Annotated in this window: 14 protein-coding genes; 11 read left to right on the forward strand and 3 right to left on the reverse strand. The window is 63.5% G+C overall.

Annotated features, from left to right (window positions below; all coding sequences use genetic code 11):
• Positions 1-62 precede the first annotated feature (62 nt).
• Genes ABS45_RS00610 through ABS45_RS00620 form a run of 3 tightly spaced genes read left to right on the forward strand, consistent with a single transcriptional unit; the run spans position 63 to position 2483 of the window.
• Positions 63-1145 (forward strand): iron ABC transporter permease, encoded by a 1083-nt coding sequence (locus ABS45_RS00610; protein ID WP_291551749.1) that lies wholly within the window; start codon positions 63-65, stop codon positions 1143-1145.
• Complete coding sequence (locus ABS45_RS00615; protein ID WP_291551752.1) at positions 1142-1945, forward strand: ABC transporter ATP-binding protein; 804 nt, start codon at positions 1142-1144, stop codon at positions 1943-1945. Before ABS45_RS00610 ends, ABS45_RS00615 begins: the two co-directional genes overlap by 4 nt.
• A 31-nt stretch (positions 1946-1976) precedes the next feature.
• Positions 1977-2483 (forward strand): methylated-DNA--[protein]-cysteine S-methyltransferase, encoded by a 507-nt coding sequence (locus ABS45_RS00620; protein WP_291551755.1) that lies wholly within the window; start codon positions 1977-1979, stop codon positions 2481-2483.
• Positions 2484-2575: 92 nt separating this feature from the next.
• Here the strand turns inward: ABS45_RS00620 and ABS45_RS00625 are convergent, their stop codons facing one another.
• The gene (locus ABS45_RS00625) at positions 2576-3235 is read right to left on the reverse strand and encodes a hypothetical protein (protein WP_291551757.1); all 660 of its coding nucleotides are present in this window, start codon (positions 3233-3235) and stop codon (positions 2576-2578) included.
• A 228-nt stretch (positions 3236-3463) separates the two neighbouring features.
• On the opposite strand from ABS45_RS00625, the gene ABS45_RS00630 reads away from it, so the two are divergent.
• A complete protein-coding gene (locus tag ABS45_RS00630) occupies positions 3464-4945 on the forward strand; it encodes a cobyric acid synthase (protein ID WP_291551759.1) in 1482 nt (493 codons plus the stop codon).
• Positions 4946-4954: 9 nt separating this feature from the next.
• Here the strand turns inward: ABS45_RS00630 and ABS45_RS00635 are convergent, their stop codons facing one another.
• A complete protein-coding gene (locus tag ABS45_RS00635) occupies positions 4955-5713 on the reverse strand; it encodes an ATP-binding cassette domain-containing protein (protein ID WP_291551761.1) in 759 nt (252 codons plus the stop codon).
• A complete protein-coding gene (locus ABS45_RS00640) occupies positions 5710-6774 on the reverse strand; it encodes a tripartite tricarboxylate transporter substrate binding protein (protein WP_291551762.1) in 1065 nt (354 codons plus the stop codon). Before ABS45_RS00640 ends, ABS45_RS00635 begins: the two co-directional genes overlap by 4 nt.
• Before the next feature lie 232 nt (positions 6775-7006).
• Here ABS45_RS00640 and ABS45_RS00645 point away from each other — a divergent pair, with 232 nt between their 5' ends.
• The 7 genes from ABS45_RS00645 to ABS45_RS00675 all read left to right on the forward strand — a co-directional run bounded on the left by ABS45_RS00645 (position 7007) and on the right by ABS45_RS00675 (position 14089).
• Complete coding sequence (locus ABS45_RS00645) at positions 7007-7945, forward strand: PQQ-dependent catabolism-associated beta-propeller protein (protein ID WP_291551763.1); 939 nt, start codon at positions 7007-7009, stop codon at positions 7943-7945.
• Positions 7942-9135, forward strand: a complete 1194-nt coding sequence (locus tag ABS45_RS00650; RefSeq protein ID WP_291551766.1) for a branched-chain amino acid ABC transporter substrate-binding protein — start codon at positions 7942-7944, stop codon at positions 9133-9135. The genes ABS45_RS00645 and ABS45_RS00650 overlap by 4 nt, the downstream gene beginning before the upstream one ends.
• Positions 9117-9959: an ABC transporter permease gene (locus tag ABS45_RS00655; protein WP_291551769.1), complete on the forward strand. Its 843-nt coding sequence runs from the start codon at positions 9117-9119 to the stop codon at positions 9957-9959. Before ABS45_RS00650 ends, ABS45_RS00655 begins: the two co-directional genes overlap by 19 nt.
• 47 nt (positions 9960-10006) lie before the next feature.
• Positions 10007-10762, forward strand: a complete 756-nt coding sequence (locus ABS45_RS00660) for a quinoprotein dehydrogenase-associated SoxYZ-like carrier (protein WP_291551771.1) — start codon at positions 10007-10009, stop codon at positions 10760-10762.
• The gene (locus ABS45_RS00665) at positions 10759-11721 is read left to right on the forward strand and encodes a quinoprotein relay system zinc metallohydrolase 1 (protein WP_291551774.1); all 963 of its coding nucleotides are present in this window, start codon (positions 10759-10761) and stop codon (positions 11719-11721) included. The genes ABS45_RS00660 and ABS45_RS00665 overlap by 4 nt, the downstream gene beginning before the upstream one ends.
• Before the next feature lie 244 nt (positions 11722-11965).
• Positions 11966-13687 carry a PQQ-dependent methanol/ethanol family dehydrogenase gene (locus ABS45_RS00670; protein WP_291551776.1) on the forward strand — a complete coding sequence of 574 codons (1722 nt, stop codon included), beginning with the start codon at positions 11966-11968 and terminating at the stop codon, positions 13685-13687.
• A 75-nt stretch (positions 13688-13762) separates the two neighbouring features.
• A complete protein-coding gene (locus ABS45_RS00675) occupies positions 13763-14089 on the forward strand; it encodes a c-type cytochrome (protein WP_291551779.1) in 327 nt (108 codons plus the stop codon).
• The last annotated feature ends 32 nt before the right edge of the window (positions 14090-14121 follow it).

Raw genomic sequence — 14121 nt, forward strand, 5'->3', positions numbered from 1 at the left:
TCTTTAAATCAAGGCGAGTCCAGCGGTGCAGGCAAGCGCCTGGTTCTCTTCAAGTGATTGGCATGAATACCTTGGCAGGCAGCGCAGCCGAACCCCCTTTGCCGGCGGCGTCGCGCGTACGCTGGCTCGCCGCGCTGCTGCTGGTGCTCTCGCTGCTGGCGCTGGCCTGGGGGGCGAGCGTCGGCAGCACGGGCTTCGACAGCGTGCTGCGCGTGCGCGATGATGCTGCGGCGGCGCAGATCGTCTGGAACATCCGCCTGCCGCGCACCTTGGGCGCGTGGCTGGCCGGCGCGCTGCTGGCCTTGGCGGGAGCGGTGGCACAAGGCTTGTTTCGCAATCCGCTGGCCGATCCTTTTTTGCTGGGCAGCGCTTCCGGTGCTGCGCTGGCGGTGGCCTTGGCCTTGGCTTATGCGGCACTGGGGGCGGGCGGGTTGGCGGCGGGTGGCGGCAGCGTTCTGTTGCTGCAAGCCGCCACGCCCTGGCTGGCGCGGATGGGCTTGACCGGGGCTGCGTTCCTTGGCGCGCTGGGTGGCGTGCTGCTGGCGCTGGCACTGGCACGCGGTGTGCAACAGACCTTGCGCCTGCTGCTGGCCGGGGTGGTGGTGGGTTTTGTGCTGGGTGCCGTGCGTGATCTGGTGCAGTTGGCGCAGCCCGATGTGTTGCAGGCCATGCAGGGTTTCACGCTCGGGATGACCGGGTTCGTTGGCTGGGACGGCTGCGCCGTCATGGCCGCGGTGCTGGCGCCCCTGCTGTTGCTGTCCTGGGCGTTGGCGCGCGTGCTCGATGCCCTGACTTTGGGGGAGAGCACCGCGCTCAGCCTGGGCTTGCCGCTGGCATCCCTGCGTGCTTTGCTCGTCGGCGTGCTGGCGCTGGCGACCGGCGCTGCGGTGGCGCAAACCGGGTTGATCGGCTTTGTCGGGCTGGTGGCGCCGCACCTGGCGCGTTCCATGGTGCGTTGCACGCATGGGCCGCTGTTGCTGCTCTCCACCCTCGCGGGCGGGCTGCTGCTGGTGCTGGCGGATATCGTCGCGCGCCTGCTGGTGGCGCCGCAGGAGCTTCCAGTGGGGGTGTTGACGGCAGTGCTGGGCGGTGCCTATCTGTTTTGGCTGATGGGGCGACGCCCGGGCGCAGGAGGCGCAGCGTGAGCAGCCTGGCATTGCAGGCGCGGATTGCACGGGCGCGCCTGGGCGCTGGATTCACCTTGCATGGCGTGCAGTTGGACCTTGCCCCCGGGCGCTGGTGTGCGATCGCCGGCCCCAACGGCGCCGGCAAATCGACGCTGCTGCGCGTGCTGGCGGGCCTGCTGCCGTGTGACGGCGTTGTGCGCCTGCTGGGGCGGTCGCTGGCCGATTGGCCCACGCGTGAGCGTGCGCGTACTCTGGCGTGGATGGGCCAGCAGGAAGGCGGAGGCGAAGATTTGCTGGTGTGGGATGCGGTGATGCTCGGGCGCTTGCCGCACCGTGCGTGGCTGGCAGCGCCAGGCGACGATGACTTTGCCGCGGTGCGCACGGCGCTGTGCCGCATGCAGTGCTGGGAGCTGCGCGGCCGGCGCCTTGGAGAGCTCTCGGGGGGCGAGCGTCAGCGGGTGTTGCTGGCGCGCCTGCTGGCGGTGCAGGCGCAGGTGCTGCTGATGGATGAGCCGCTGGCCCACCTCGATCCGCCGCACCAGTCCGACTGGCTCGCTGCGGTGCGTGCCCTGGTGGCAGGCGGTGCCGCGGTCGTGAGCGTGCTGCATGAGCTCAACATGGCGCTGCAGGCGGATGATGTTGCGATTGTGTGCAACGGGCGTTTGCGGCATTTTGGCGCCAGCAGTGATGCCGTGACGCACCAGGCGCTGATGGCCGCGTTCGATCAGCGCATCGCCATCCACCCGGTACAAGGGCAATGGATTGCACTGCCACGGGAGCCCGATGATGGCTCCACCATGGTGAAATGGTTGGCGTAGCATCAGCACCACAGCCGCACACGAGGACGAGATGAGCCTGATATCCCACACCTACCCGACCCCTTTGGGTGAAATGACGGCCTTGCTCTCGGCCAAGGGTCTGTGCCTTCTGGAGTTCAGCGAACGCACCAAGGGACTTGCGCGCGAAATCGCCCAGGTGGAGGCGGCCCGCGGTGGCCCGCCCGTACCTGGAGAAAACGCCTTGACACGCCAACTCGGAAAGGAACTGGCAGAGTATTTCGCTGGCAAACGCCGCCAGTTTGACATCCCGCTGGACCTGGTAGGCACGGCCTTTCAGCAGTCCGTCTGGCGGGCGCTGCTTGCGATTCCCCACGGCCAGACGCGCAGCTATGGCGAGCAGGCGCGCCAGATTGGCAAACCCACTGCCACACGTGCCGTCGCGGCGGCCAACGGCGCCAACAAGATTGCGGTGATCGTGCCCTGTCATCGCGTGATTGGCAGCGATGGCAGCCTCACCGGTTATGGCGGCGGCGTGCCGCGCAAAGAGTGGCTGCTGGCGCTGGAACGCAGCGCGTAGAAAGCACAAGGGCCTGGCGGCTCGGTGACCGTCAGACCCTTGGCCGCGCATCCGCCCGTGCGGGGCGGTGCGGCTTGTGCGGTGTTGCGAGCTCAGTTCGTCTTGGCAGGGAACTGTTTGGCGATGCCGTCTGCCAGCACGTCCGCAATCGCGTTCATGTGGTCTTGCATGGCTTGCCACTCGGCATCCTGATCGGCCTTGGGCGCCTTGGCCGCCATCATGTCCACCTGTTTCTTGTGGTGCCCGCCGTGGGCGATCAGGCCGGCATTGAGATCGGCCTCTTTCCAGTTGGGATTGGCACCGGCCAGGAACTTGGCGATCTGCCCGGCGTTGGCGACAGCGTCATTCAGCGCCTTTTCTTCCGCCGCTGCATTGCCTGCGTGGGCACTGTCGGTCAATGCCTTGACGGCGCCCCAGTGTCCCGCGAGCAGCTTGAGCAGCGCGTCGCCGGCTGGCTGACCGTAGAAACTGGCCACTGCGCCGGTGATCTCCTTGGCATTGGCGACGACGGCGTCAGCCGCCTTGGCGGTGGCGGCCTGGTCACCGGCAAACACGGCAATCGCATAGTCGCGTGTGGTCACGACATGCCCATGCCACAGCGCGCGCATGGCTTTGTGCAAATTGGGCGCCGTCTGCGCTGCTGCGGTGGCAGCATGCGCGTGGCCTTGCGCCAGCGCAGGCGTGGAAACCGTAAAGCCCAAGCCCATCAAAGCCGCACAGGCGATCGACAATGCTTGCAATTTCATCTTCATGACGAACTCTCCAAATCGTTGATGACGTCGAGGTGAACCACTCACCCCGGCCACTCGTCTTTTCAGGAAACTACCCGAGCTGCACCATTGGATGCAGCCACGCGCCGCGACGTTTCAGGCTTTTGTCGCGGAGGGGCGGTTACGCTGCGGTTCGCAAGGTCTGTTCTCGTTTTCTGTGTTGTCCATGAACCAAGTTGTCATCCAGCAGGTGCTGGCGGGGCAGTCCGCATGACGGCCCGCTGCGTCATGGTGCTGGGCACCAGCAGCGGTGCCGGCAAAAGCTGGCTTGCCACCGCCTTGTGTCGCCATTACGCCAACCAGGGGCTCAAAGTCGCGCCGTTCAAGGCGCAGAACATGAGCAACAACGCCCGTGTGGTGCCCGCACTCGGCGGCGCACAGGGCGAGATGGGCAGCGCGCAGTATTTCCAGGCACTCGCCGCGCGGGTACAGCCCGACGTGCGCATGAACCCGCTGCTGCTCAAGCCTGAGACCGATACGCGCAGCCAGGTAGTGCTGATGGGGCAGGCCGATGAGGCGCTGTCGCGCCTGCCGTGGCATGGGCGCAGCGCAACGGTATGGCCGCAGATCGCGGCGGCGCTGGACGCGTTGCGCGCTGAGAACGATGTGGTTGTCATCGAGGGCGCCGGTTCACCTGCGGAAATCAATCTGATGGCCACCGATTTGGTGAACCTGCGCGTGGCGCGCCACGCCGAGGCGCGCTGTCTGCTGGTAACGGATATTGATCGGGGCGGAGCCTTTGCACATCTGTATGGCACCTGGGCCTTGCTGCCGGAGCCGGACCGTGCGCGCATTCGGGGTTTCGTGTTGAACAAGTTTCGGGGTGATCCGGCGCTGCTCGCTCCCGCGCCCGAACAGTTGCGCGCGTTGACCGGCATACCCACCGTGGCTGCGGTGCCCATGCGCCGTGGTCATGGCTTGCCCGAGGAAGATGGCTGGTTTGACGACGGCGCCGCAAGCGCTGCCGAGTCGCCGGGCGAGCGCATCACGCGCATCGCCATCGTCGCCTACCCGCGCATCAGCAACCTGGACGAGTTCCAGGCCTTGCGCGCGGTGCCGGGCGTACGGCTTGTCTGGGCGCGCAACGCGGCCCAGCTGGAAGGCGTCGACTGGATCGTCCTGCCTGGCAGCAAGGCCACGGCCTCCGATTTGGCGTGGCTGCGCGCCCGGGGCCTGGCCGCAGGGATTGCCCGCCATGCCGCCCGGGGTGGCCGGGTGCTGGGCATCTGCGGCGGGCTGCAGATGCTCGGCGAGGCCGTGATCGATCTGGATGGCATGGAGCCGGCCGGCAGTGGCCCGGGGCTCGGCTTGCTGCCACTGGTGACCCGGTTTGCACAGCGCAAGACCGTGTGCCACGGTGCCTGGCGATTCGGTGTGCTGCACGGGGCTTGGACTGCCTTGTCGGGCGTGCAGGTCAGCGGTTATGAAATTCACAGCGGCCGCACGGTGCAGCACCCGGCCATGGCGGCCAAGGGGGATGTGGCGTCGGTTGCCATCCCGGGATTGGCGTGGCAGAACGCCGCAGGCAACGTGCTGGGCCTGTATCTGCACGGGCTGTTCGAAGATGGCGCCGCGCTGGGTGCCCTGTTTGGCGTGACCGGTCCGCTGCTGGATGCCGTGTTCGAGCAGCTTGCCGTCGATATCGAGCAGGCGTTTGCGCCTGGCGCGCTAGCAACCCTGGCGGGGGACTGAGCGGCAGGCTCAGCCGTTGGCCGAGGCCGGGCCGCTCAACTGGCGCAGGATCTCGGTCTTGAAATCGCTGCCTTCGTCCGCCTTGGCCATGAATTGCGCAATCGAACCGTCAAAGTGCACCTTGCCCTGGTGCAGCAGCATTAACCGGTCCGCGTTTTGCACTTCTTCGATCAGGTGCGTGGTCCAGAGCACGCCTATGCCTTCGCTGTGGCACAGGTGGTTCACATGCGAAAGCAGTTGCTGGCGCGAAGCCGGGTCCAGGCCTACGGTGGCTTCGTCCATCAGCAGCACACGCGGCGCGTGCAACAGGGCACGCACCAGCTCCACCTTGCGCCGATTGCCGCCGGACAGGCTGCGCACCTGGGCTTTCTCCTGGCCTGAAAGACCCAGCGCCGGCAGATGGCGGGCAATGCGCTCGCGCGCAACGGCGCGCGGCAGGCCATGCAGATCGGTGTGGAACAGGAGGTTGGAGATGACGCTCAGGTCCATGTCCAGCGCGCTTTGCTGGAACACCACGCCCAGGCCGGCCAGAGCCTGCGCCGGGTGGCGGCGCATGTCCTGGCCAAGTACCTCGATCTCGCCCTCGTCGGGTGTGAACAAGCCAGTCAAAAGTTGCAGCAAGGTGGATTTGCCCGCCCCGTTGGGGCCGAGCAGCGCCAGCATTTCGCCAGCGCGCAATTGCAGGTCAACGCCTTTGAGGGCCGGCTTGCTGCCATAGGATTTCTTCAGTCCGCGTGCCTGCAGCAACAGGGGGTGTTCGGTGGTCATGTCGTCGGTACCGGGCAGGTTTGGCTCAGCAGGTGCATGCGATCGAGGAGCTTGCATTCATGCGCCACGCTGGCGCGCAGCGCCTTGGCATAGTCAGCGGTGTCAAGATACTCCAAGTCCTGTTCGAACCGGGCCAGCTCCTGCAAGTGGCGCGGCGTGTGCACCGCGCGCGCGAGTGCGGACTCCAGCTTCCGGATGATTGCGGCAGGCGTGCCGGCCGGCGCGGCAATGCCCCAGGGGGAGGTGTACACGGCATCCGGGTAGCCGAGTTCGCGCATCGTGGGTACCTGGGGCCAGCGCGGATTGCGTGCGGCGCTGAAGACGGCCAACAGGCGCATCTTGCCTTGCTCCAGCCAGGGCGCGAAGCCGGTGGAATTCACGCCGGCCATGATCTGCTTGGTGGCAATCGCCAGCATTTGATCGGTCGTGCCTTTGTAGGGCACATGCACGTATTTGACCTGGTTCTTGAGCAAAATTTCTTCCATTGCCAGGTGCGCGGTAGTGCCTATGCCGGTGGAGCCCAGCAGCAGCTCGCCTTGGTGCGCCTTGGCCCATTGCAGCATGTCGTCAAACGTTTTCCAGGCACTGTCGGCTGGCACCAGCAAGCCGAAAGTTGTTCCAGCCACCTGCAAGATGGGGCTGAAATCCTTGAGCGGATTCCACGCCACCTTGTTCATCAACGCGTAGCGGTACACGGTGATCGGCATCTGGCCGATGGTGTAGCCATCGGGTTCGGCCTGCTTGAGCAGGTTGGCCACCTGCGTGCCGGCGGCGCCTGGCTTGTTGATGATGACGATGGGCTCTCTCAGCAGGGGCTTGGCCTCTTCGCACAGCACGCGCAGCGTCAGATCGGTGGCCCCGCCGGCGGGCCATGGAACGATGAGCTGCAACGGCTTGGCAGGCCAGTCGGAGGGGGCTTGTGCCCGCGCCGCCAGCGGCACTGCCGCCGTGATCGATGCAGCCGCTGCACTGCGCAGCCATTGGCGTCGTCCGGGGTTGATCTGTTCTTTGCTGGAGCAGGTGAAACTGGCACAACCTCGATCGGAAACTGGGACTGGCATGAAAAATCCTGTGAAATCAACGCAATCGTCTGTCTTTGGCAGCGTTTGAGCAAACGATGCAGGCAAATTCCATTCCTGCATCTTGCGGCATCGTTATTGCTTGATTGTGCGACGAAGGTTTTCGAGTTTGGTATCTTTGGGCAACAAGGAGACACAAGACATGGTATGGATGGTGCGAAACAGCGTGCGGGCCGGGCAATGGTGCCGGCCCGTTGGTGCGGCCTTGGCAAGCATGGCAGTCATGGCGTCGGTGCAGGCGGCCGCGGTGCCTGACCGGGTCTATGTGTCGAGCGAGAAGGACAACGTCTTGCAGGTGTTCAACACCAAGGGCGATCGCTTGTCGGCCATTGAGGTGTGCAAGCGCCCGCGCGCCATGATGTTCACCGAGCAGCACAGCAAGATCGTGGTGAGCTGCGGTGACAGCGACCAGCTGGGCATTGTCGACGTCGCCAGTGGCAAGCTGGTCGATAGCGTGCCGGTGGGCGAGAGTCCGGAGATGTTCGACCTCAGCCCTGATGGCAAGACGGCTTACGTTTCGATCGAGGACGACAACGAGCTGGCCGCCTATGATCTGGCGAGCAAGAAGCCGCTGTTCACTGTCAAGACCGGCGGTGAGCCCGAGGGCGTGCTCATCACGCCCGATGGCAAGTTCGCCTACGTCACCTCCGAGGTCGCCAATTCGATTCACTACATCGATCTGGCACAGAAGAAAGTGCTCAAATCCATCAAGGTGGGCAAGCGCCCGCGCCGTTTGGTGCTGGTGGCTGGGGGGACGCAGCTGTGGGTGACGAATGAGCTCGATGCCGGGGTGACGGTCATCGATACCGCGAGCCACAGCGTCAAGGCCAGCATCAAGTTCGCCGTGGATGGCTTGCGTGCGTCCGATATCACGCCCGTGGGCATGGTGGCCACGCAGGACGGCAAGACCGTCTGGGTGGCGCTGGGCCGTGCCAACCGCGTCGCGCAGGTGGATGTGGCGAGCAGAAAAGTGCAGCACCAGGTGCTGGTGGGCAAGCGCGCATGGGGTCTGGGCTTGCATCCGGACGGCAAGACCTTGTACGTGACCAACGGTCTTTCCGATGACATGACCCTCATCGATACCTCAACCGCCAAGGCCCTGCGCACCGTGCCTGCCGGCCGGGTACCGCACAGCGTGCTGATTCAGCCATGAGGCGTGCGCTGCTGGCTCTGGCGGTCGGCCTCTGGGGGCTGCTGGGAGTGCCGCTGTCGGCCTGGGCGGCGCGTACGGTAAGCGTGGCCGTCATTTCCGCAGCAGACGATCCGCGCTATGCCAGCCGGCGCATGGAGCAGGGCTATCCCGGTCAGCCGCAGGGGCGGGCCGTGGAGGGTATGCAGCTGGCCGCGAAGGACGCTGAGTTTGAGCTCGGCGAATCCGAGCTGGCGCTGTCCGTCAAAGATGTGGTGCTGCCGACGGCTGCCGATCTGCCCATGGCGCTGGCCGAACTCAAGAAGGCCGAGGTGCATTACCTGGTGGCCGATTTACCGGAGCCGGCGCTGCGCGAACTGGTACGTACGGCGCCTGCGGTGCTGGGCGACGTGATCGTTTTCAACACCGGGCTTGCCGAAGACAGCCTGCGCGCTGAAGCGTGTTCCGCGGTGCTGCTGCATACCTTCCCCAGTCGCCAGATGGAGATGGATGCGATCGCCCAATATCTCGCCGCGCGCAATTGGCGCAAGGTGCTGATGCTGCAGGGTCCCCGCCCGGGCGATGCGCTGATGCAGCAGGCATTTGGCCGATCGGCCAAGCGCTATGGCCTCAAGATCGTGCAGACCAAACCCTTCAAGCTCAGTGGCGACCCGCGCGAACGTGATCTCGCGAATGTGCGACTGCTCACGAGCGACAAGGATCACGACGTGGTGGCAGTGATGGACAGCGATGGCGAGTTTGCGCGCACCGTGCCGTATGCCACCCAGTGGCCGCGCCCGGTGGTTGGGGCGTCAGGCCTCACGTCGCTGGCCTGGCATCCGCAATGGGAGCGCTATGGCGGTCCGCAGCTCACGCGTCGCTTTCGCAAGCAGTTCCAGCGCTTGATGCAGGGCCAGGATTGGGCCGCCTGGATGGCGGGCAAGGCGATTACCACCGTGCTGGCAGACGATCCCAAGGCCAGTGTGGCCGAGCAGTTGCGCAAGCTGCGCGGTGCCACCGTGTTTCTCGATGGCTTCAAGGGCCAGCGGCTGTCGTTTCGGCCGTGGGACGGGCAGTTGCGCCAGCCCATCCTGCTGAGTGATGGCGATGGCGTCATTGCGACCGCGCCGGTGGATGGCGTACTGCATCCCAAGGACGTGCTCGATACCTTGGGTGTGGATGTCCAGGAGAGCCAATGCAAGCAGCGGCCATGACGACGGGTGTTTCGGTCTCCCTTCCCGTGCACCTTCTGCGCGCCTTGCGTGCCGTGGTGGGGCGCGAGATCTGGCGATTCTTGCGTCAACCTACGCGCTTGATCTCTGCGCTCGTGCGCCCGTTGCTATGGTTTTTGGTATTTTCCGCAGGCTTTCACAACGTTTTTGGCGTCGCCATTGTTCCGCCCTACGAGACCTACATCGAGTACAAGGTCTACATGGTCCCCGGGTTGCTGGGCATGGTGGCATTGTTCAATGGCATGCAAAGCTCGCTGTCCATGGTGTATGACCGTGAAATGGGGGTGATGCGACTGCTGCTCACTGCGCCGCTGGCGCGCAGCTGGCTGCTGGGGTTCAAACTGCTGGCAAGCACCGTGCTTTCTATCCTGCAGATGCTGGTGTTCTTGCTGATCGCGCTGGCCTTCGGAGTGGAAGTGCCGCTCACCTATCTGCCGGCGGCGCTCGCGGCCATGGTGCTGGGCGCGGCCATGCTGGCGGCGTTGGGGTTGATGTTGTCGGTCTATGTCAAGCAGCTGGAGAATTTTGCGGGTGCCATGAATTTCGTCATTTTCCCGATGTTTTTCATCAGTTCGGCCCTCTATCCCTTGTGGAAGCTGGAGGAATCGGGCGCGCTGTGGCTTTTCAACGTGGCGCAGGTGAACCCGTTCACCTACGCCGTCGAAGCCATACGCTTTGCGATGAATGGCCAGGCCAATCCGCTTGCCTGGGCGGTGGTGGCGGTTTGTGGCGTGGTGTTTTTCATGCTGGCGCTTTGGGGCTACGACCCGCAGCGCGGCTTCATTCGGCAAAAAGGGGGCGGTTGATCATGCTCGGGCGCAGGCAAATTCTTGGCGCAGGCGCGCTCGCCGGCATGGGTGTTTCAGCGTGGGCCGCTGAACAGGACCATACCGGCGGTGATCCGCTCGGCTCAATGCAATGGCCGGAACTGCGCAAGAAATACGTGGGCAATGCGCCCATGCAGTTCACCGACAAGGTGATCGTGCGCACTCCGGCGTTTGCCGATGACGCGATGAACGTGCCGCTGCAGGTGGATGCGCGTGCTCTGGGCAATGTGGGCGGTGGCATCAAGAGCATTCTGGTGATGGCGGATCGCAATCCGATTCATGAAATTTTGACGTTTGAGCCGCTGCGGTCAGCGCCGGTGCTGGCCTTTCGCATCAAGCTGGAACAAGGCTCGCCGATACGGGCCTTGGTGCAGACCAAGGATGGACAGTGGCATGTGGGCGGCTCGTTTGCGCAGGCGGCAGGCGGTGGCTGCACGGTGCCGGGCCTGACCCGTGCCGATGGCTCCTGGAGCAAGACGCTCAATCAGGTGCATGCCAAGTTCTTTTCCAACGTACTGGATGGGCCGAACAACCGGCGCTTGCGCGTGCAGATCATGCATCCCATGGATACCGGGCTGGTGGCTGGTATCCCCGCTTTCCATATCGAACACCTGGAACTTCTCGACGGCACGGGGCAGGCGTGGTGGCGCATGGAGCTGCACGAACCCATCTCTGAAAACCCCTTGATCACCTTTGAGATGCCCAAGGAAGGTCCGAAGGATTTCACCTTGAAGGGGCGCGACAACGGCGGCAACCGTATTGAGGCGGAGGTCAGAGCATGAAGTCAGCCACGTTGTGCGGGCTGGGTCTGCTGTGCGCCGCTGGTGCCCTGGCGCAGTCCGTGCTTGACATGAAGACGCTCAATTACGACCTTCACCCACGCCAGATCGCCGCAGGCACTTGGGTGATTGAAGGGGCTGTGGCAGATTTCTTGCCCGCCAACGGCTGCAACATCATCAATACCGCTTTCATTGCCACTGGCGATGGTGTGGTGGTCATCAACACAGGCACTTCGAGCCTATATGGCGAGCAGCAGCGCAAGGCGATCGCCAAGGTCACCTCGGAGCCGGTACGCCGGGTGCTGAACCTGAACCTGCACCCGGACTATTTCTTTGGCAACCAGGCGTGGAGCGATGTGCCTACCCAGGCACTGCAAGGAACGATCAACGGCATGCGTGCCGAAGGCGGTGCCTTCGCCGACAACCTCTATCGTCTCTGCGGCGACTGGATGAAAGGCACCGAATCCACCCCGGCGCGCGAAGCAATAGAGCCACAGACGATCACGCTGGGCAAGCACCAGATGGTGCTACGCCAGCTCAAGGGCCATACCGCCAACGACTTGGTGGTGCTGGACAAGACCACCGGCGTGCTGTTTGCGGGCGGGTTGGTTTTTGCCGATCGTGTTCCGACCACGCCGCACGCCGACCCCGTTGCATGGCAAGAAAGCCTTGCCACCCTGGAGCAGTGGCGCACGGCGGGCGAATTCACGCAATTGGTACCCAGCCATGGCCCGGTCCAGCGCGGGCTGGACGGTATTGCGCAGACCCAGGACTGGTTGAAATGGGTCACCACCACCTTGCAAACCAATGCGGCGAACGGCGTGGACCTGAGCGAGTTGCTGCGCCAACCGGTTCCGGAGCGCTTTGCCAAATGGGCCGCGCAGCCAGCGGAATTGGACCGAACCCTGGTTCAGTGGTACCCCCGCTATGAGCGCGCCGCCCTGGAATCGCCAGGCAAGTAGCGTGCGCTAGATGCGGTTTTGCAGGATTTGTTCCGCAACAGAACATCCTGCAACGCTGGGCATGCGGGGATTGCTCCAAATGCTTGCCTGCGGCCCGAAGAAGAATCCCCCTGTTGGCAAAAATGGATTGGCACGCCTTTTGCGTCAACTGGTAGCGCGTGGTTTGTGCTGCCATGAAGGCAGCGTCACGGGGCTGATGCATGGTGCATCGGCGAATTTGTTCTCATGTTTGCAGGAGACATATATGAAACGCAAGTTATTGAGTCTGCTGGTGATGATGGCTGCTGCGCAGGTGGCCACGGCCGGTGTGACTGACAAGATGCTGGCCGACGACGCCACGACTCCGGGTGATGTGCTGACTTGGGGTATTGGCACCCAGGGTCAGCGCTATTCGCCGCTGACGGGCATCAACGAAAAGGACATCAACCGCCTGACCCCGGTCTGGGCCATGTCCTTCGGCGGTGAAAAGCAGCGTGGCCAGGAAAGCCAGCCGCTGATCTACAACGGCAAGATGTTTGTCACGGCTTCGTACTCGCGCATCTTCGCGCTCGATGCCAAGACCGGCAAAAAGCTCTGGAAGTATGAGCACCGCCTGCCTGAGGGCATCATGCCCTGCTGTGACGTGGTCAACCGCGGTGCGGCGCTGTACGACAACCTCGTGATTTTTGGTACGCTGGATGCGCAGATCATTGCCCTGGACCAAGACACCGGCAAGATCGTCTGGAAGGACAAGATCGCCGATTACCAAGCGGGCTACAGCTATACGGCTGCACCACTGGTGGTCGATGGCTTGGTGATTACCGGCAATTCCGGTGGTGAGTTTGGCGTGGTCGGCGAAGTGCAGGCGCGCGATGCCAAGACTGGCAAGATCGTCTGGACGCGTCCGACGGTCGAGGGCCACATGGGGTATCTCAATGGCAAGGAAAATGGTATTTCGGGTACGTTGAATGCGACCTGGCCGGGCGAAACCTGGAAAACCGGTGGCGGTTCCACCTGGCTGGGTGGCAGCTACGACCCAACTACGGGCCTGGCCTATTTCGGTACCAGTAATCCTGGCCCTTGGAACAGCCATGTGCGTCAAGGCGACAACCTGTTCACTGCGTCGACCGTGGCCATCAACGTCAAGGATGGCAAGATCGCCTGGCACTACCAGGGCACGCCCAACGACGGCTGGGATTTCGACGGTGTGAATGAATTCATCACCTTCGACATGAACGGCAAGCGCATGGGCGCCAAAGCAGACCGCAATGGCTACTTCTACGTGATCGACGCGAAATCCGGCAAGCTCGAGAATGCCTTCCCGTTCGTGACCAAGACGACATGGGCAACCGGCATTGACCTCAAGACGGGGCGTCCCAATTTTGTGCCGGACAACCGCCCGGGCGACCCGACGGCACCTGACGCCGACGGCAAGAAGGGCAAAGCCGTGTTTGCTGCGCCGGGCTTCTTGGGCGGCAAAAACCAGATGCCGATGGCCTACAGCCCCAAGACAGGCCTGTTCTATGTGCCTTCGAACGAATGGGGCATGGAGATTTGGAATGAACCGATCACCTACAAGAAGGGCGCTGCCTTCCTGGGCGCCGGTTTCACGATCAAGCCGTTGTATGACGACTATATCGGCTCGTTGCGCGCAATTGACCCCAAAACGGGCAAAATCGCCTGGGAAATCAAGAACGAAGCCCCGCTCTGGGGTGGCGTGCTGGTGGCCGGTGATCTGGTGTTCTGGGGTACGCCCGAGGGCTACCTGAAGGCGGCTGACGCCAAGACCGGCAAGGAAGTCTGGAAGTTCCAGACCGGCTCTGGCGTCGTTGCACCTCCCGTCACCTGGACGCAGGATGGTGAGCAGTACCTGAGCGTGGTGTCCGGCTGGGGCGGCGCGGTTCCTCTGTGGGGCGGTGAAGTGGCCAAGAAGGTCAACTTCCTCGAGCAGGGTGGCACGGTCTGGACCTTCAAGGTCATGAAGTAATTCTTTCTGGTGGGAGCGAGCGATGCAGCAAACCTGCATCGCTCTTTTTTTGATAGCTATGTATCGAGGTGGAACATGCGTAGTCTGTTTGTAATGGTAATGGTGGCTGCAAGTGCTGTTGCGCCCGCCGCATGGGCTGCGGACGCAGCTGCAGCGCAGGAACTGGCCAAGGCCAATGGCTGCTTGAGTTGTCATGCGACCACGGAAAAAGTCGTGGGACCGGCCTACGTGAAGGTGGCGGAAAAATACGCAGGTGAAAGTGATGCAGTGGCATCCATTGCGCAGTCCATCCAATACGGGTCCAAGGGGAAGTGGGGGCGCATACCCATGCCGGCGCACCCCAGCCTGAGTGCCGATGACTTGAAGACTCTGGCGCAGTGGATTCTTGCTGCCAAGCCCTGAAGCCTGGCAAGCGCTGGTGATTGACCTTGGTG

Origin of the sequence: Comamonas sp. SCN 65-56 (assembly GCF_001724135.1) — a bacterium.
Taxonomy (GTDB): Bacteria; Pseudomonadota; Gammaproteobacteria; order Burkholderiales; family Burkholderiaceae_C; genus Comamonas_C.